The 18478-nt window shown below is 70.8% G+C and carries 17 protein-coding genes; 8 read left to right on the top strand and 9 right to left on the bottom strand.

Annotation, left to right across the window (positions count from 1 at the left end; all coding sequences use genetic code 11):
• Positions 1–136 precede the first annotated feature (136 nt).
• On the top strand, positions 137–1126 hold the full coding sequence (locus tag ACZOOI_RS31865) for a PI-PLC domain-containing protein (protein ID WP_465283019.1): 990 nt from the start codon (positions 137–139) through the stop codon (positions 1124–1126).
• A gap of 814 nt (positions 1127–1940) precedes the next feature.
• Here ACZOOI_RS31865 and ACZOOI_RS31860 read toward each other — a convergent pair.
• Positions 1941–3494 carry an MFS transporter gene (locus ACZOOI_RS31860; RefSeq protein WP_465283018.1) on the bottom strand — a complete coding sequence of 518 codons (1554 nt, stop codon included), beginning with the start codon at positions 3492–3494 and terminating at the stop codon, positions 1941–1943.
• A 334-nt stretch (positions 3495–3828) separates the two neighbouring features.
• On the opposite strand from ACZOOI_RS31860, the gene ACZOOI_RS31855 reads away from it, so the two are divergent.
• Positions 3829–3960, top strand: a complete 132-nt coding sequence (locus ACZOOI_RS31855; protein WP_465283017.1) for a hypothetical protein — start codon at positions 3829–3831, stop codon at positions 3958–3960.
• A 242-nt stretch (positions 3961–4202) separates the two neighbouring features.
• Here the strand turns inward: ACZOOI_RS31855 and ACZOOI_RS31850 are convergent, their stop codons facing one another.
• Entirely contained in the window at positions 4203–4769 is a 567-nt protein-coding gene (locus ACZOOI_RS31850) for a PadR family transcriptional regulator (RefSeq protein ID WP_465283016.1), read from the bottom strand.
• Here ACZOOI_RS31850 and ACZOOI_RS31845 point away from each other — a divergent pair.
• Entirely contained in the window at positions 4755–6500 is a 1746-nt protein-coding gene (locus tag ACZOOI_RS31845; protein ID WP_465283015.1) for an FAD-dependent monooxygenase, read from the top strand. The genes ACZOOI_RS31850 and ACZOOI_RS31845 overlap by 15 nt on opposite strands.
• Before the next feature lie 172 nt (positions 6501–6672).
• Here the strand turns inward: ACZOOI_RS31845 and ACZOOI_RS31840 are convergent, their stop codons facing one another.
• Positions 6673–7644 carry a helix-turn-helix domain-containing protein gene (locus tag ACZOOI_RS31840; protein ID WP_465283014.1) on the bottom strand — a complete coding sequence of 324 codons (972 nt, stop codon included), beginning with the start codon at positions 7642–7644 and terminating at the stop codon, positions 6673–6675.
• A gap of 115 nt (positions 7645–7759) precedes the next feature.
• On the opposite strand from ACZOOI_RS31840, the gene ACZOOI_RS31835 reads away from it, so the two are divergent.
• Positions 7760–9784, top strand: coding sequence for a WD40/YVTN/BNR-like repeat-containing protein (locus ACZOOI_RS31835; protein WP_465283013.1), 2025 nt, complete (start codon positions 7760–7762; stop codon positions 9782–9784).
• A gap of 783 nt (positions 9785–10567) precedes the next feature.
• The gene (locus ACZOOI_RS31830) at positions 10568–10810 is read left to right on the top strand and encodes a hypothetical protein (protein ID WP_465283012.1); all 243 of its coding nucleotides are present in this window, start codon (positions 10568–10570) and stop codon (positions 10808–10810) included.
• Between the two features lie 144 nt (positions 10811–10954).
• Here ACZOOI_RS31830 and ACZOOI_RS31825 read toward each other — a convergent pair whose 3' ends face one another.
• Both ACZOOI_RS31825 and ACZOOI_RS31820 read right to left on the bottom strand, forming a co-directional pair.
• Positions 10955–11593 (bottom strand): TIGR03086 family metal-binding protein, encoded by a 639-nt coding sequence (locus ACZOOI_RS31825; protein ID WP_465283011.1) that lies wholly within the window; start codon positions 11591–11593, stop codon positions 10955–10957.
• A complete protein-coding gene (locus ACZOOI_RS31820) occupies positions 11590–11724 on the bottom strand; it encodes a hypothetical protein (RefSeq protein ID WP_465283010.1) in 135 nt (44 codons plus the stop codon). Before ACZOOI_RS31820 ends, ACZOOI_RS31825 begins: the two co-directional genes overlap by 4 nt.
• 127 nt (positions 11725–11851) lie before the next feature.
• On the opposite strand from ACZOOI_RS31820, the gene ACZOOI_RS31815 reads away from it, so the two are divergent.
• Both ACZOOI_RS31815 and ACZOOI_RS31810 read left to right on the top strand, forming a co-directional pair.
• Positions 11852–12853, top strand: a complete 1002-nt coding sequence (locus ACZOOI_RS31815; RefSeq protein ID WP_465283009.1) for an RNA polymerase subunit sigma-70 — start codon at positions 11852–11854, stop codon at positions 12851–12853.
• Between the two features lie 232 nt (positions 12854–13085).
• Entirely contained in the window at positions 13086–13535 is a 450-nt protein-coding gene (locus tag ACZOOI_RS31810) for a GNAT family N-acetyltransferase (protein ID WP_465283008.1), read from the top strand.
• 22 nt (positions 13536–13557) lie between these two features.
• On the opposite strand, the gene ACZOOI_RS31805 is transcribed toward ACZOOI_RS31810, so the two are convergent.
• Positions 13558–14205: a TetR/AcrR family transcriptional regulator gene (locus ACZOOI_RS31805; protein ID WP_465283007.1), complete on the bottom strand. Its 648-nt coding sequence runs from the start codon at positions 14203–14205 to the stop codon at positions 13558–13560.
• Between the two features lie 146 nt (positions 14206–14351).
• On the opposite strand from ACZOOI_RS31805, the gene ACZOOI_RS31800 reads away from it, so the two are divergent.
• A complete protein-coding gene (locus ACZOOI_RS31800) occupies positions 14352–15821 on the top strand; it encodes an MFS transporter (RefSeq protein WP_465283006.1) in 1470 nt (489 codons plus the stop codon).
• Between the two features lie 121 nt (positions 15822–15942).
• Here ACZOOI_RS31800 and ACZOOI_RS31795 read toward each other — a convergent pair whose 3' ends face one another.
• The 3 genes from ACZOOI_RS31795 to ACZOOI_RS31785 form a co-directional block, all read right to left on the bottom strand.
• Positions 15943–16383 carry a hypothetical protein gene (locus ACZOOI_RS31795; RefSeq protein WP_465283005.1) on the bottom strand — a complete coding sequence of 147 codons (441 nt, stop codon included), beginning with the start codon at positions 16381–16383 and terminating at the stop codon, positions 15943–15945.
• A 167-nt stretch (positions 16384–16550) separates the two neighbouring features.
• On the bottom strand, positions 16551–17852 hold the full coding sequence (locus ACZOOI_RS31790; protein WP_465283004.1) for a glycosyltransferase: 1302 nt from the start codon (positions 17850–17852) through the stop codon (positions 16551–16553).
• Positions 17842–18447 carry a TetR/AcrR family transcriptional regulator gene (locus ACZOOI_RS31785; RefSeq protein ID WP_465283003.1) on the bottom strand — a complete coding sequence of 202 codons (606 nt, stop codon included), beginning with the start codon at positions 18445–18447 and terminating at the stop codon, positions 17842–17844. Before ACZOOI_RS31785 ends, ACZOOI_RS31790 begins: the two co-directional genes overlap by 11 nt.
• Positions 18448–18478: the final 31 nt, after the last annotated feature.

Genomic DNA, 18478 nt, shown 5'->3' with positions numbered 1-18478 from the left:
GGTCGGCTCACCGAGCGAGCGCTGTCGCCGGAACCTGCGGCAGCCGATCCGGCGCGCACTCGCCCGCCGACGCCGACACGGGCGTCGACGACCGGTGGTCGTGCGCTTCGGGACACCGAGATGAAGGAGTAGCTCCTTGACCACTCACCTACGGCGGGTCACGCGCCCACGGATGTCAGTGGCGCTGATGGCGGCCCTGTGTGGGCTCCTCGCCACCACCGTGCTCGGTTCGACTCCGGCGGCGGCGGCCGATCAGCGGCAGGCGATCTACGACATCGCGCATCGGGTCGACACGTTGGACGGCGTGGACGCCGCGATCAACCACGGTGCCAACGCCATCGAGATCGACGTCTGTGCCTGGTGGAATCCGAACGAGTGGCGGGCCTGGCACGACTGTTCCTCGGCCGGTGAGAACCGCCTGGGCCCCAGCTTCGACGCCATGCTCGACCGCATCCTGTCCAACGCCAGGGCGGGCCGCCGGCTGGCACTGGTCTGGCTGGACATCAAGGACCCGAACTACTGCGGGGAAGCGCCGAACCGCACGTGCAGCGTCGCCGGACTGCGGGACAAGGCACAGCGCCTGACGGCGGCCGGGATCCAGGTGCTCTACGGCTTCTACGAGTACCACGGCGGCAACACCCCGGACGTCGGCGGCAGGGGTTGGAAGAGCCTGGAGGGCAGGCTCGGCCCGCTGGAGGGCATCACCACGACCGGGACCCGCGATCAGGTCGTGAACGCGTTCGACCGATCCGGTTCCGGATTCCCGGCGGGCCGGCGGGTGATGGACTACGGCGACAGCGACATCACCAACGGGTTCGGCAACTGCACCGAGGCCACCTGGAACACGTGCGCCGAACTGAAGAAGGGCGCTCGGGACCGCGCCGCCGGACGACTCGCGGCCACACTGTCCTGGACAACCACCTACAACGATCCGTGGTACGTCGACAAACTCCTGGGCGACGCACGCGTGGACGGCATCATCGCGGGCTACGGGGCTTACACGGGAGTGCGCGACTACGACGACAACTGGCAATGCGGCAACGCCGTCAAGATGATCCGTGACTGGGTGAACGCACACAGCGGCACCCACCGCATGGCCAACAGCAGCGACCGCATGTTCAGGTAGCATCACGCGGCCCCCGGGGCCGGACGAATACCGTTCCGCGCCCCGTGGGTTGCCCCGGGCCGTCGGCCGCCGTCCCGGCCGACGGCCACTTGCGCACCTCGGTGTATCGACACCGTGGTCCCGTCCGGCCCGGATGATGTCGCCGAGCACCGCGGGTTTGCTGCGGAACATCGGTCGCTCAGGACTCATCCACGCGCGTCCGGCGGGGTGTGGAGGGGGCCTCAGGCGCGGCGCGGAGAGCGTGGGTCGGGGGAGTCCGCGTCCTGGGGATCGACGCCGGTTTTCGCCGTGGCGTCCTCGCCTCCACTGGGACGACGGGAAGGCCCCTTGGGGCCTCGGTCGTGCCTGCCCTTCCCACCGGACCCCTTGCCCTGTTCCTCGCCTCGGCGCCCCGTGCTTTCCACCGTGTCGCCGGGGACCTCCTCGGTCTCCTCCTTCGACTCGATCCGTCCGGGTCCCGCCGGAGGGGCGAATTCGTCCGGATGGAACGACCGGTGCGCGCTGTCGTTGTCACCTTGGCTCGTGGCGTTCACGGAAGGGGACCAACCGCGGTTGTCGGCATCCACACGACCTGCGGCGCTTTCGTTGCGGGGCTTTTCGGTAGGGTTTTTGTGCGCTGTCATGGTGCACCACCGGCATCGTCCCCGAGACCCCGCCCAAGCGGACGAGGGCGCAACCAGTCTAACGGTCACACTGTCCGAGCGACGGGTTCGGACGCGCGGTGCGGCGAGCCACGGTGCCCCCGGGCGGCCCACCCGGCCGGTGGCCCGGCACGGGTCCTGTCCCGCCGGGGGACCGCCTCGGACCGTCGGGATCAGGTGTGTGCCGGCAGGGGCCTGGCGCGGTGGTCGTCCGCGATCGCGGCTGTCTTGTCGGTGCTTGCGGAACCTTCGGCTTCGGCGGAGCCTTCGGCGCCTGTCCCGGCGCCGAGTTGCTCGGGACGCGCCGTATTCATCAGCGCGGCAACGATCAGCGCGCCCACCACGATGATCCCCGCGGCCCACGCTCCCGCCTCCGCGAAGCCTTCCACCAGTGCCTGCTTCGCGGTCGCCGAGCTGCTGTCGTGCGAGGCCAGGTAATCCACGGTCGCGCTCGTGGCGATGGTGTTGAGCAGCGCGGTGCCGAGCGAACCGCCGATCTGCTGCGCGGTGTTGACGGTGGCCGAGGCCACACCCAGGTCACCGTGGTCGACGCCGTGGGTGGAGTAGTTGATGGCGACCGGCATGACCATGCCCGCTCCGAAACCGAGCAGGAGTTGCGAGATCAGCACGCCGCCGGCGTACGAGGTGTCCGGGTCCACGGTGATCATCCACAACATGCCGCATGCGTTGACGAGCATGCCGGGCACGATCAGCGCCCGCGGCGCGAACCTGGGCATCAGCCGGGTGCTGAGCCCGGCGGCCGACACCAGGACCGCAATGGCCATCGGCAGGAAGGCCGCCCCCGTCTTGGTCGGCGAGTACCCCTTGACCACCTGCAGGTAATAGGTCATGAACAGGAATGCCCCGAACATTCCGATGATGGCCAGACCCACGGCCAGGTACGCGCCGCCGCGGGTGCGGTCGGCGACCACGCGCAGTGGCAGCAGCGGCTGCGTCACCCGGCTCTCGACGAAGACGAACATCGCGAGCAGCACCGCGCCGGCGCCCAGCAGGCCGAGTACCGTCGCCGAGCCCCAACCGTCCGCCTCGGCCCGGGTGGTGGCGTACACGATCGCGACCAGCCCGCCGGTCACCAGCAGCACGCCCGGGATGTCCAGGCGCGCCTTGCCCTCGCGCCGCGACTCGGCCAGCACCATGTACCCGCCGATCGCCGCGACCAGCGCGATCGGGATGTTGACGTACAGGCACCAGCGCCAGTCCAGGTAGTCGGTCAGCGCCCCGCCGGCCAGCAGCCCGATGGTGCCGCCCGCGGCGCTGACTCCGCCCCAGATCCCGAACGCCTTGGTGCGGTCCTTCGGTTGGGTGAACGTCACCGTCAGCAGCGACAACGCGGACGGCTGGAGCAACGCACCGAACGCCCCCTGCACCGCACGGGCGAGCAACAACATCTCGAAGTTTCCCGCCGCCCCGCCGAGCGCCGACGCGGCGGTGAAACCGAGCAACGCGATCAGGAAGGTCCGCTTGCGCCCGACGTAGTCGGCGATTCGGCCGCCGAGCAGCAGCAGGCTGCCGAACGCCAGCGTGTACGCGGTGATGATCCACTGCCGGTCGGCATCGGAGACCCCGAGGTCTCCCTGGATGGACGGCAGCGCGATGTTCACGACGGTGGCGTCCAGTACGAGCATGAGCTGGGCCAACCCGATGAAGAACAGCGCGACCCAGCGGCGCGACGGGCCTGCCGGGGCCTGCGCCTTCGTGGTTGCCATGACGTGGTCCTCACTCGTGGTGGTACGTGCCGCGCCGACTCTGCACGCGACGTCCTGACGTTCACGAGACGTGGGCGATTCGACCCGCGTGACAGCGGCGTGATGTGCTCTACGTCACCCGGCCGTGGGTGTCACAGAGCGGTGGGGACCGTCGTCTTGTGCGTACTGGTACGGGTACCGGCCATGGGAACGAACGGGCAGGAGAGCCAGGCATGAGCGCAGGCAGCGAGGAACCGGAGGCGGGCGCGGCGGGTACGACGCAGCCGCCCCTCGTCGGCGAGGGGCGCGCGGACTCGCTGCGGCCACCGAGGCGTTCGTAGCCCACCGCAACCTCATGCGCCGCGCCGGAGAGATCCACGGCGTCATGGCAATGCGCGTCGAGGCCGGCCTCATCACCGGCCTCTACACGGTGCGCAACCCCGAGAAGCTGTCCCGCCTGGAGCAGGAGACCGCGCTGAGCCGCTGAGGTGGCAACGATCCGAGGCCGGTCCGTGAACGCGCGGCTCGCGCTTGCGGAGTCGCCGCCCGGTCCTCACGCGGCAGTGGGACCGGACGGCGGGTGTGGGTGACGATGCCGGTGCGATCCCCCTTCGCCGAGCGCGAGCGCACCCCCCTGGCGGAGCGCGGTGCCCGGCGCATCGCCTCGACGCGGGTGGAGCGCCTGCGCCTCGACCCGTCGGCAGGCGGCCGGGGGCCCGGCGAATCTGCTCACGTTTCGGCAGGTTGGCGCCGGTGCGGGTGGGCAGGCTCGGCGCGATCGAGTTGCTCCAGGGCCCAATGGGCCCACCGCTGCTGCGCCTCGTACTGGTGGACGCCGTACTCGATGGCCAGCCGGCCGAACCGCAAACGACCACGAGAGTGGGGCTCGGTATCGGCGGCGTCGGCGAGCGCGCGTAGTTCGGCCGCCACCCGGGCGGCTTCCTCGAGGTGGCGGAGCACCGATTCGCGAGCCTGCGGAATGTCCAGTACGGACAGCAGGGACATGCGCAACACGTGTTCGTCGCGGACGGCCCGGGGCCTGGGTGGGGACAGCAGCCAGTCGCGCAGCTCCGCGCGGCCCGCATCGGTGATCGCGTAGGTACGGCGTCCGCGCGCGCCTTCCTCGGTGACGGTGATCAAGTCGTTGTCGGCGAGGCGCTTCAGCTCCGGGTAGATGTGGCTCTGCCGGGCGGTCCATGCGTATTTCTGCAGCGAGCGTTCGAAGCGAGCGGTCAGGTCGTAGCCGCTGGCCGGCCCATCTTCCAGCAGACCGAGCAGGGCATGGCGCAGGGACATCTTGTGCTCCTTCGACGACAGGTACCGATTGACAGGTCCGATTGTAGGTATCAGAGTAAGGGAGGGCCAGAGGTCGCCTGGACCCGCCTGCGCTGCCGGGAGAGGGACGGGGCAATGAATGATGTCGATGTACTGATTACGGGGGCCGGCCCGACCGGATTGACTCTGGCCTGTGACCTGGCTCGCAGGGGAATCGCATGCCGAGTGATCGAACAGGCCCCCGGTCCCACGGAGGGTTCGCGGGGATTCACCCTCAAGCCGCGCAGCCTGGAGATCTTCGACGACCTCGGCATAGCAGGCCGCCTCGTCGCCGCTGCCGACATCCAGTCGAGGACCCGCTTTCACCTCGGTACTTCGTTGCTGTTCGACATGCGGGTGCCGCCCGCGCCGCCCACTGGCTCGCGCCCCTACCCGAACTCCGTGGCGCTGCCCCAGTGGCGAACCGAGTCGATTCTGCGCGATCGGCTGGCAGAGCTGGGCGGACAGGTGGAGTTCGGCCGACGTCTGACCGGCTTCACGGCCGATGGCGAAGGTGTGACCGCCACCGTCGAGAACCCGGACGGGGTCGGGACGGAGACCGTCCGGGCCGGCTACCTGATCGGGGCCGACGGCGGACGCAGTCGGGTGCGCCGCACACTTGCCCTGTCGTTCTCCGGGTCCACCGAAGAGGACACCAGAGCACTCATCGCCGACGTGCGCATCGACGGGCTGCCCGACCGTGACGCGGTACATCTGTGGATGGCGAGCAACGGCCACATCCTTGTCGCCCGCCCCACCCCGCACGCCGAAACCTGGCAAGTCGTGGCCTCGCTCCAGCAGGACCCCGGCGGCAAATGGCCCCAGCCGTCGCTCGATACGCTCCAGCACGCGGTTGTCGAGCGGACCGGGCGCCGCGACATCCGCCTGGCGGACCCGGCCTGGTTGTCGGTGTGGCGCTACAACCTGCGGATGGTCGACACCTACCGGGCCGGACGCGTGCTGCTGGCCGGTGACGCCGCCCACGTGCACAGCCCCTTCGGTGCGCACGGTATGAACACCGGCATCCAGGATGCCTACAATCTCGCGTGGAAACTCGCTCTGGTCCTTCAAGGTGTCTGCGCCGAACGTTTGCTGGACACCTATGAGGACGAACGGTTGCCGGTTGCCCGCGCCGTGCTGGCCGACAGCGACCGGCGATTCTCGGCGGCCACCCCACCCCGGGCCGTCCGTCCGGTGGTGCGGTTCGCCGTCAAGTCGTTCCTCGCCCGGCAGCAACGCCGCGACCGCAACGACCACCCCACCTACCGAACCGGCCCGCTGACCAGCCACCTTGCCGGCCGGCGCAGCTCTCTGCGCGCCGGCGATGTCGCCCCCGACGCCCCTGTGCAGACCGTCGACGCTGCGACACGGCTCTTCGACATCCTCCGCGGCCCCCACTTCACCCTCCTCGCCTTCGGCACCGGACCCGCCGCGGAGATCCGTCGGGCAATCAGCGGACTCGAAGACCACCTGCACGTCTGCACCGTCGTCCAGGCGCCGGACTACGGCACGGCCGCCGGTCCGAGGGTGCTGATCGACCCGGCGCGCCGTCTCTTCCGTGCCTACGGTGCACGCGAAGGCACCCTCGTGATCATCCGTCCGGACGGCTATATCGGGCTGATCGCCCATCGCCCGAGCGCCTCCACACTTCGCGACTACCTTCAGCGGGTGGGCATCCGGCTTCCACGGCGGGAAGGTGAAAGCGCGCCTTGAAGCGGCGTACGACAGGACCTCACCGCCACCACCGCCCTCGGCGGCCGCGCCCGCCTGCCCGGACTCGATCCCCCTCGCCCTCGGGCAACTGCTCGCCGTCCAGGAGAGCTTCGGCCCCTTCCGTCACGGCCCATGCGTCGCCGTGCTCCTCCGCTCCCGGTCCGTCCGCCCCCTACACCCAGCCGCGCCGCACCGCCTGCACGCCGGCCTGGAATCGGTTCTCCGCACCCAACTCGTCGAGGAGCACGCGCATTCGTCGCCGCAGGCTCCGGGTGCTGGTGCCCAACTGCCGGGCGATCGTCTCGTCCTTGAGCCCGGACAGCAGCAGGTTGAGGATTCGCCGGTCCTCCGCGTCGAGTGGGTCGCACTCCTCGGGGCCGGTGGTGGTGAGTGGGACGGCCTGTGTCCAGAGCTGTTCGAACAGGGTGACCAGGGCGTCGACGAGAGTGGTGCCCCGGATGACGACGCTGCGGGTGATGGGCGAGTCGAGGTGCAGGGGCAGCAGGGCGATCCGGCGGTCGGCGACGGACATCTTCAACGGGATGCCGGCGAGGACCCGGGCCTCTTCGCCGGCCTGCGACAGGCCGGTCACGTCGTCGAGATTGCCGGGTATCTCGAACGACTCGGGGGCGTAGATCGTGCGGTACCGGACTCCACGGCCCAGGAGGGTGTGTTGGAGCGGGTTGCCGTGGGCGAGGACGTACGGCGGCCGGTCCAGGCTCATGATCTCCTCGGTGGCCTCGTGCTGGAGCCGGGCGAACCACCGGCCGAGCTCGTCGGCGCTGGTCAGCAATTCGACGCCCTCGCCGGGGCGGGCGGCCTCGCCGAGCGCGCGGTAGACGGCCTCGAGTTCGGCGGCCGTCTCGGTGACCCTGCCGAGGTCGGCGTGGGCGTTGCGGACCAGGGCGGCGAGGGCGGCGGTGGGGCTGACGGCCGCCCACCGGGTGGGGCGGCCCGAGAGTCGGCTGACCAGACCGTGGCCGCGCAGCCGGGCAAGGGCCGAATGCAGCCGTTCGGCGCCCGAGCCGGTGCGCTCCGCCAAGTCGCGCACGGTGACCGGCGGTCCGGCCAGAACGGTGCGGTAGACCCGCTCGTCGAAGGGTGCGACCCCGACGGCGCCGAACACGAGCTCGTCGTTTTCCATGGCGAGCGAGCATGTCCGATTCCGGCGCCGGCCGCAATCGGACACCCGCCACACCTGGCCGACCGTCGGGAGCCGCGACTACAAAGAGCACACCACCGGCCCCATGGGAGACCGAATGTTCAACGCACAGCATTCACGGTCGGGTTCAGCGAAGCTGTCCCGGCGCCGACTACTCCTGATCGCCGCGGTGGCCTTCGGCACCGTGTTCGGCGCGTTCGGCGCGGCGCCCGCCGAAGCGCAACCAGTGGCCCCCGACGACCCGCCGACGTCCCTGGCCACCAGGGACAACGAGTGGCGGCAGGTCGGCCCGAACGGCAGCGGCGGCAAACTGGCCTTCACCCCCGCCCGGCCCGAACGGGCCTACGTGCAGACCCCGATCGGCAACGTCGTCTTCCGATCCGACGACCGGGGCACCACCTGGCAGCAGAGCAACGAACTACCCGTGAACGCCACGGACGCCGGCGGCATCGCGGCCGGCCCGCTCCGACCCGACGTGGTGTTCGTCGGCGGCGTGGAGAAGGACAACTGGCACGGATACGTGTTGCGCAGCACCGACGCCGGCAAGACGTTCACCCAAGTGCTGGACACCCCGAGCCGGGTCACCGGCGTCGTGTTCGACCCGACCGGCGCGCGGCTGTACGTCACGGCCTCCGACGGTGTGCACGTCACCACCGATCACGGCAACACCTGGCGGCCGCTGCCCGGTTCGCCCGCCGACGCCCGGAATCCGAAGTTCACCGGCGGCGACCTGTACTTCACGTCCGGCGCCGACGTCTGGGTGCTCCGTCAGGGCGCGCGGACCCCGACGAAGCTGCCTCGCCCCGGCTCGACCGGCGCGGGTGTCGATCAGTTCACCGGCACCGGTCGCACCCTGGTCGCCAGGGGTGACCTGCAGGTCGCGCAGGTCTCCACGGACCGAGGCGCGCACTGGCGGACGCTGCGCGGACCGTGGGGCACCGACGTGGTCGTCCTGGCCGCGATCGTGGACGGTTCGGGCCGGCTGCACATCCAGGTCAACCAATCCACCGGCGAGATGCAGCAATGGGGCAGCCGCGACGACGGCCGCACCTGGCACGCCGAGGCGGGCCTGGCCCGCATCGACCTGTACGAGAGCACCGGCACCTTCCCCGGACGGCCCGGCACGGACGTGATCTCGGCCGGCGCGGGCATCTACACCACCGACGACCACCAGTCCTTCCGCCGGATCGGGGTGCCCGGCTCCGAAGTGTTGTCGCTGACCGTCGCCCAGGGCAGGTCGGGTCCGGCGATCGTCGCGGGCACCATGACCGGCAGCTACCAGTCGTCCGCGCCACTGAGGAGCCGGCTGCCGCGCGGGTACCAGGAATGGGGTTTCTCCGGCGCCGCGCCGCACACCTTCGGCAACCGGATCGACGGCCTGGCCACCGATCCGTCGAACCCTTCGACGGTGTACCGGGTACGCAACACCTGCACCTTTGATCAACCCTGCTTCTACCTGGAGAAGTCGACGGACGCGGGCCTGCGGTGGACCATCGTCCAGACCGCCGTGCCGGGCAAGGCACTCGGCATCACGGTCAGCCCCACCGACCCGAAGCGGCTGTACATCGCCACCCACTCGCCGTCGGCCGTGTACACCAGCAACGACGGCGGCGAGTCCCTCACCCAGAACGGGCACGACGACCTGAAGGGCTTCACCAGCGTCGCCGTCGACCGGGCCGATCCCGACAGCGCCTGGCTCGGCGGCCCGGACGGGCTGTTCCGCACCACCGACGGCGGCGTCACCCTGAACAAGGTCCTCGACGGCTGGGTGAGCGCGATCGCGCTGAACCCGCGCACCCCGGGCCACGCGGTCGTCGCCGCCATGGACGCGCTCTACGTGACCACCGACAACGGCAAGCACATGACCAAGGTGGCCGCCGACCTGACCGGCTCCCTGAGTTCGCTGGCGTTCACTCCGGACGGCTCGACGGTGTTCGCGGGCTCGCACTACTACCTCACCCCGGCGCTCGGGGTGCTGCGCAGCACCGACGGCGGCCGGACCTGGGGCTCGATCACCAGGAACCTGCCGGAGCCGTCGGTGTCGTCGCTGACCGTCTCGGCGGACGGCCGGTGGCTGTTCGCGGGGACGACGTTCGGGAGCGTGCACCGACTGGCGGTGTGACCACACACCAGGCGCGCCGCCCCTGTCCGGGTGTTCGGACCGGGGCGGCGTCGTGTCGTGTGTGATCGACCGCGGCCCGGCGCGGCGCGGCCGCGCTTGCGCGTCCCGCCCGAGGCACGCGACGCCCTCGCGACACGGGACGCGAAGACGCGGCCCGACAGCCGGCGGGGGTGAACCGACGTCGGGCCGCGCGGGTACCGGCCACGGGGGGAGCCGGTACATCCGTACGACTACCCCGGTTACGTAGGGCGATACTCCAACAACATTAGGTACTCACGTTGTTCACATATTCGCGGCACCGAACGGGCACCGCGGGAGCGGGATCGTGTGGACGAACTCGCAGGCCGAGATGGCGCTATCGTCGCAGATGGGAGTAATGCCGAGACGCGGAGGTCCCGATGGCAGGGTTCGAGTGCCTGTGCGGTCATGGGCGTTCCTGGCACAGCGGGCCGCCTGATTGCCGGGGCGGGTGCAAGAAATGCACATGCGCGGCGTACGTGTACGCCGCCGAGGCCGTCGCGCGGTCACGTATCCGCCCGGAGGAACCGGCGGACGGAGCACGGGAACCGCATCCGCTCTGCCCGCTCCAAGACCCCGACTGCATAGGCTTCCACCCGACGATCGGTTGGTAGCACGAACGGCGGACGAGCCGAGTTGCCGCGAGTGGTGTCATCGGGGCAACTCCGTTACCCGAAGCGGAGATCGAGGAATGCGCATCTCCCCCGCAGGCCCTCGCCGGCCGCGCGCCGCGAGGAAGTGTGTCGGCGTGGTCCGGAGGTGGCGATGACCGCGCTGACGAATCTTCTCTACCTCGTCGGCGCCTTCGCCGCGATCGGGCTCATATCCCTCCTGCCGATGCTCATCGTCGAAACGCCCAAGGAATGGTGCCGCACGTGCAAGCACCAGCGGTCCGATCACCAGGGCGGCACCGGGACGTGCAGCGGGGACGAGTTCCCCGTGGGCGAGATCATTCCGAGCGGCACCTGTGACTGCTCGACGTATGTGTCGAACAAGGAGCCCCGATGAAGGATTGCCCGGGAGTTGCTTTCGAGAAGGAAGGCCCGCCCGGCCACGTGGACCGGGGGGAGATCGCGGGGGAAGCGAATGCGGCCGGCCCGGGGTCCATCGGTGCCGTCACCGGAGCCGGCCGCGGGCCGCGGGTGGTCTTCTTCAGCGGGGCGGGTCGACCCGGCGGCCCAGGAGGGCGGCGAGTCGATCGAGAGGTGGGGCGTTGTCGGGGGACGGTTGTGGCGGTGCGAACGGTGCGCGGCCGGGCGGGATGTCGGCGAGCCTGTCGCGGGTGAACGCCAGTTCCCGCTCGACGATGTCGTCGGGGAACCGGAGTTGCCGCCCGATTGCCCGGGCGAGGTCCCACCCGTGGACGAGTTCCTCGACGGTGCGCAGGTGCACGGCGGCGATGCCGGGGACCACCCCGGCGGGGACGTGGAAGAGCCGTGTCGGCACGTCCGGCTGCCCGAATGCGGAGAGGAGGTGCTCGGCGGCGTCCCGATGGGCGGTCGCGGGTGGGTCGCCGAGCGTGTTCCGGGCCGCCGTGGGGTCCAGGGCGTCGGGCGCGGCGCCGGACTCGCCGCGCAGAACGGCGGTGAACAGCCGGCTGCCGAGGACCAGGTGATCGACCAGCGCGCGTACGTCCCACTCCGGGCATGGGGTGGGCGCGCCCCATTGGTCTTCCCGGACGTCGGCGACCAGGTCGCCGACGAGTTCGAGAACCACGGCGAGGTCGGCGAGATCGGTGCGGTCGTCGAGGTTCGCCGCATCCGTCGGCGCGGGTTCGGGTGTGTGGGTCACTGTTCTTCTCCTCGTGTGCTCGGTGTTTCGTGGCGTCGGTCGTCGAGGCCGGCCACGAAGGCCCGCGCCTCCATGAGGTAGGCGGTGCAGGCGTCCGCGCCGGCCGCGCGTTCGAAAACGTCCATGTCCATGGCCGATCGTCGCTCCTTTCGTGCGTGCAGCGGTCGTTCTCTTGTCGAGACACCACCGGCGCCGCGAACGGAACGGTCCCGGTCGGACGAATCCCGGTGAGTTTGGCCGGCATGCGAGGATGCCGCGGTGAGTCAGGACATGTTGGACCGCGCGCGGACCGGGGACGAGCAGGCGTTCCGCGAACTCACCGAGCCATATCGGCACGAGCTCCAGGTGCACTGCTACCGGATCCTGGGGTCGCTCGCCGATGCCGAGGACATGCTGCAGGAGACCCTGCTCGCGGCCTGGCGCGGCCTGGACGGTTTCGCCGGCCGGGCATCGCTCCGGACGTGGCTGTATCGCATCGCCACCAACCGCTGCCTCAACGCCCTCCGCGACGCCGGGCGACGCCGACCGCCCGAGCCGACGCCGCCGTTCGATCCGCCCGAGCCCACCCGCCGCAGCGACGTGACCTGGCTGCAACCGTGTCCGGACACGCTCCTGGAACGCATCCCCGACAAGGCGCCGGGTCCCGAGGCCCGATACGACTCCAGGGAAGCGGTCGAACTGGCCTTCGTCGCAGGGCTGCAGCACCTTCCACCACGCCAAGCCGCCATCCTGGTACTGCGTGACGTACTGGGCTACCCCGCCGACGAGGTCGCGAACATGCTCGGGACCGGCACGACCGCCGTCAAGGGCGCCTTGCAGCGTGCTCGCGCACAACTGCGCCGACACACCATCGACCCCGAGCGGATGGCACTTCCGGGCGCGCCGGGAGAGCGCGAGTTGTCCCGACGCTTCGCCGACGCGTTCACGGCCGGCGACATCGACGGCCTCGTGACGCTGTTGACCGACGACGCGTGGCTGACCATGCCGCCGGCGCCACACGAGTACCACGGCCCGGCGGCGATCGCAGCCTTCCTCACCACGTTCCACACCTGGCGCGGACGCCGTCGCCTGCGGCTGATCCCCACCCGCGCCAACACCCAACCGGCCCTGGGTTGCTATCTCACCGGACCCGACGAGTCGACCGCGCACCCGGCCGGGCTGATCGTTCTCGCCGTGGGCGACGAGCGAATCCACGCCGTCACCTGGTTCCTCGGCGACGACCTGCCACACCGGTTCCAACTCCCGGAAACCATCGGCTGATCCGCTGCCTGTGCGCCGACTCTCGGGACGAGCTGCGCCGCAGGCTCCGGGCGACCGGTCGGTGCTTCGGCGGCGCCGCGCCGATCATCCCGTACGGGGAGGCCGTCGCGCTCGTGGGGCACAACGGCGCAGGCCAGAGCACCCCTGAACGCTCGCGGCGCGGTTTGCCCGGCACGCCCGGTCATCCGAAATTCGGATGCCCGTCCGTGCGGGACCCGGTAGGAATACGCCCGTGTCGATTCATGTGCAACTTGCCGACCTGAACCGCGAGAACTGGGAGGAGGTGATCGATCTGACGGTATCCCGAGAACAACGCGACTTCATCGCACCGAACCTGTACTCGATCGCGGAGAGTCGTTTCCTCCCGGGCTTCGTGACCAGGGCGGTGCTGCACGAGGGGCGCACGGTGGGCTTCGCGATGTACGGCCCCGACCCCGACGACGGGGAAATCTGGCTCTACCGCTTGATGATCGACGAGGATCACCAGGCGCGGGGCCTGGGTCGCGCCGCTCTTCGGGAGATCATCACCCACGTAGGGGAGGCGTTCGGCGCACCCGTACTTCGGCTCGGTGTGCGCGCGGACAACGTCGCGGCCAGGGCGCTGTACATCTCCGCCGGGTTCGTCCCCACCGGGCAGACCTTCGGCGACGAGGAGATCCTGGAGCTTCGCTCACCCCGGTGAGGCCGGGCGAGGCCGGGCGGGTTCACGGGTTCGCACGGCCCCGGGCACCACCGTGCCCGACATCGAGTCCGAGGGCTGATTCCGGGAGCGGGCCCGGTTGCGGCCGCAACAATCGGTCGACCAGCCCGTCGACGTATTCCGGGGTGAGCGGGCCCACGCCGAACAAGACGCGGATATACATCGGGGCCAGGATGTGGTCCAGCACGCCGAACGCGTCGGGTGCGGGCTCGCCGCGTTCGCGGGCGCGATCGAGCATGGACTGCAGTTGCCGGGTGCGTTCGGCGCGGAGGTCGTCACGCGCCTGTAGGCCCTGTCGGCCGTTGCTCGACAGGGCGACGGCCAGGTGCAGCAGCGCCGGGCCGTCGGGTCCGGTGATCTCGCGGGCCACGTTGGCCGCGTAGGTGCGCAGGTCGCCGGCCAGGCTCCCGGTGTCGGGCATCGGCGACCGCGCGTTGAGGCGGGTGAGCGCCACGTCGGTGAGCAGGGTCTCCAGGTTGCCCCACCGGCGGTAGATGCTGCTGTCGGCCACGCCCGCACGGGCTGCGACCTCGCCGACGGTGAAGTTGCCGTAGCCGCGCTCGCTGATCAGGTCGGTGACGGCCTGGTGTACCTCCGCGCCGACGCGGGCGCTGCGCCCGCCGGGCCGTCGGGCTCGCTGTCGTTCGTTCATGCCCCCACTTTAATGCAGGCGAGACTTGCGTTTGTGTGCCAATCCTCCTTACAGTCGCCTAACGCAGCCACTGACTGCTTTAGAGCGCCCGGAGGCCGACCGCGTCGGCCGCGGAGAGGCGCAACCAACGATCGAGAGGAATCCCCATGGCTGCATCGCCTGCGGCCGTAGGCAGTCGGCCGAACCGGGCCGTGCTGCTCACGGTGACCTGCCTGGGCCAATTCATGGTCCTGCTCGACAACACGATTGTCGGAGCAGCGCTGCCCGACATGCAGCACCGGCTGCACACCCAGCTGACCGGTCTGCAATGGATCGTCGACGCGTACGTCCTGCTGGTCGCCATGCTGCTGCTGTCCGGCGGTGTCTTCGCCGACCGGTTCGGCCGCAAACGGGTGTACCTGACCGGAGTGGCGGTGTTCACCGCCGCGTCGGTGGTGTGCAGCCTCGCGCCCTCGGTCGGTTGGCTGGTCGCGGGTCGGGTGCTGCAAGGTATCGGCGCCGCGGCGCTGAGCCCTGCCTCGCTGGCCCTGCTTGCCGCCGCCTATCCCGTGCCGCAGGAACGCATGAAGGCGATCGGGCTGTGGGCCGGGTTCAGCGGAATCGGTCTGGCCGCAGGCCCCGTGGCCGGCGGCGTGCTGACGGAGTCCTTCGGCTGGCCCGCCATCTTCCTGGTCAATCTGCCCATCGGCGTGGTTCTGCTGCTGGTCGGTCTGCGCAGCCTCGAAGAGGCCCGCAATCCGAGCGCCCCCGCGATCGACGTCCCGGGGACGGTGCTGTCGGTTCTGGGAGTGGGGGTGCTGACCTACGGGCTGATCGAGGGTGGTGCCCGCGGCTGGACGTCGCCGGTGATCCTGGGCAGCTTCACCGTCGCGGTGATCCTCCTCGCCGCCTTCGTCGCCGTCGAAGCGCGTCGTTCCGCTCCGATGCTGCCGCTGCGGCTGTTCCGGCAGCGGCTGTTCACCGTGTCCAACACCGCCATGGTCGTGGTGGGCTTCGCGCTCATGGGTTCGTCGTTCTTCTTCTCCCAGTTCTTCGTGTACGTCCAGGGCAGCTCGATCCTGCGCGCCGGCTTGCAGACCCTGCCGGTATCCCTCGCCATGGTGATCGTCAGCCCGTACGCGGGCCGGCTCGCCGCCCGGTACGGCTTCCGCATCGTGGTCACCACCGGCCTGACCTTGGCCGGCCTGGGACTGCTGGCGCTCGGCATGGTGCACGCCGACACCGGCTACGGGAACGTGTGGTGGCGACTGGGAGTCGTCGGCATCGGCTTCGCCCTGACCATGTCCCCCCTGACGGGAGCCGCCATCCAGGCAGTCGACCCGCAGGAAGGGGGCCTCGCATCAGGCATCAGCAGCACCACCCGGCAGATCGGCGCGGTGCTCGGCGTGGCGGTACTCGGAGCCGTCGTCCGCACCCGGGAATCCGGCGGCGCCTCGTTCGAGACCGGCCTCAACAGCGCCTTCCTCGCTGCCGGCGCCGTCACTTTGGTCACCGCCGTGTTCACCGGCCTGTGGCTGACGAGGTCCGAGCCCGCGAAAGGCGCCGCGGCGCCGCGACGTTCCGCCGTTCCGGATGCGGTCGCCACCTCGAACAAGGCATCGGTGAACAGCCGTTGACGGCGACACCGACCTCGGCCGGGAGGCGTCCCGCCGGGAGTCATCCGGCGGGACGCCTCCGGGCCGACAGGCTCGGCCTCACGTGATCGAAGGCCGCCCCGGCCTCCGGGGCGGCACGCGGTCAGCGGCGGCCGGCGGCCAGGACGACGAGGAACTGACCGCCGCCCGCCTCGATCTCGGCGGTCACCGGCAGCCCCGGTACCAGCCGGGAGAACCGGTCCACCAGCCAATCCGCCGCCTCCTGGGCGTCCTTCCTGGTCGGACAACGACCCACCATCTCGCGGCCGCCCTTGCGCTCCAGCCTCCCGGCAACGGTGATCAGCGGCGCGGGCTCGACCACGTACAGGTGGTCCGGCCAGGCGATGACCACCTTGACCGCACCCTTGCGGGTGTTGCACCCGCGGTGCGCAAGCCGCTCGGCGACCTTGGCCTTTCGGTCGGTGGTCCGGCTGTCGACACTGGGCCCCCGTGGGTCGTTCACCGACTCGTCGGGGTCGACCGGTTCGTCGCACACCCAGCATCGCCAGCCGTCGCGCTCGGCCACATCATCAAGGAGACTCATCCGAGCAAACTAGCCTGCCCGGCCGCCACCCCGGTGCGGCAGGCCCGTCGGAACGACGCGGCTTCCATGACCGGCTTGCGCTTGGGACGCGGGCGAGGTGCACCGCCGGTACCCGAGTGCGGTCATGCCGCACGGCCACGCGGGTGCCAAGGCATGCGTGATGGCGATCAGCCCGCGAACCCGGTTTGCGCTGCCTGCTCGGTCGCGTCGCGGTTGCGCAAGGCCAAGGCTTCGAGTTCGACGACCGCCCGGTCGGTGGCCGTCTCGGCGGTGATCGCATTCGCCATTCGCCGGGCAGCGGAACGGTACGACGGGTCGTTCAGCACCCGCTCGACAGCGCGGGCGATCGTCCGCGCCGAGCTGCCCTTGCCCACCGTGACGCCGGCGCCCGCGAGCCGGACGTGCGCCGCCACCTCGATCTGGTCGCGGCCGAGCGGCACGCAGACCATGGGGACCCCGGCGGCCAGCGACTTGACGGTCGTCCCGTGGCCGGCGTGCGTGATGGTCACGGCGGTGTGGCGCAAGGCGAGGCGGTGCGGCGCGGCCGCGACGACCCGGACGTTGGCGGGCGCGCGCACCGTCGCCGGGTCCACGGCGGGACCGGTGGTCAGCAGCCCGCGCACCGGCAGGGTGCCGAGGGCGTCCGCGATGCGCTCCAGCAGGTCGCGCTGTTTCATGAAGGAGGAGCTCAGGCCGACCAGCACCAGCGGGGCGTCGCCGTCCGGGAGCATCAAGTCCCCGGCCCAGGCGGGGTCTTCGAGGCGCGGGCCGACGTGGCGTATGTGCTCGGGGAACCGCCGCCCGGCGTGGTCGAGGGCTCGCGGCGAGAGCACGAGCACCCGGTCGGCGCGTTCGAACGCCTCGACGACGGAACCGAGCGGCCTCAGGCCGTTCGCGACGCGGGCGGCGTTGAGGGCGGGCAGGCCCTTGGCCCATGGTTTGCCGGACAATCGGGTCACCAACCGGTCGCGCAGCCGGCCCGGCACGCCCTTGGCCGGGGCGAAGCCCGGACCGGGCGGCGGCGCCCCCGGGCTGGGGAACGGATATATGGTCGTCGCCAGCGAGGCCACGGGGACGCCGGCCGCCTCGCCCGCGGTGACCGCGCCCAGCAGCATGTGCTCCGTGACCAGCACGTCCGCCGGGCGGGCGCGCAACTCGGCGAGGGTGTCGCGGGCGTAGTCGGCAGCCGGTCCGCAGACGATGCGGTCCCGCAGCCGCGCGGCCGCGCCGAGCGGCGTGCGGGCCTCGAAGTCCCTGATGACGTCCTTGGCCGGGTCGGCGGGGTCGCCTTGCGGCGCGGTGGTCCAGACGACCGGCTCCAGACCCGCGGCCGCGATCTCGTCGCGCAGGGAAGCGTCGCCCAACACCCGCACGTGGTGGCCGCGTTCGGCGAGCGCGCGGGCGACCGACAACACGGGCGGTACGGCTCCGCCGCCGGCCCACGTGGCGAACAGGAAGTTACTGGGCATGGTGTCCCTTCCGGGGGTCGATCGCGGTCAACAGGTCGCGCATGGCCCGCTCGGCGTCCTCGCGGGACAGGCCGAGATCTCGGCGCCACAGCTTCCACAGGTAGACGTCGGTGGCGGCGTAGTGCAGGTTGAGCGCGTGCTCGCGGGCCGGGCCGTCGGCGGGAAGCCGGTCGGCGAAGACCCGTTCCAGCCACGCCCGGTGGAGACCGCGGGCGTGCGCGGCGGCCCGGGCGGCCGACGGGATCCGGTCCATCTGTGCGATCCAGAGCACGTTGGCGTCGCCCTGCTGCTCGTAGTCGGCGAACAGGACGGCGACGATGGCCGGCACGTCTCCCGTGGGAGCCTGGCGAGCGAGTTCGGTCTGTGCCGCCACCGCGTCGGCGACGGCGTCGGCGAGCCCGTCCTTGCCACCGAAGTGGTTGACGATCGTCTGCACCGATACGCCGGCCGCCTCGGCGATGTGCTGCAAAGTGACCTCGTCGTGCCAACGCTGCGACCACAGCCCGGCCGCCGCGTCGATCACGCGCGCCCGGGTGACCTCCAGAGCCGCGGCCCTGGCGCCCATGCGGTACGAGCGCCTGTCCTTGCTTTCCATGGAGCCGATTCCATATTGAATTTAATACCAA

It is taken from the genome of Embleya sp. L77, from assembly GCF_055557415.1.
This window is presented reverse-complemented; position numbering and strand designations above follow the sequence as displayed.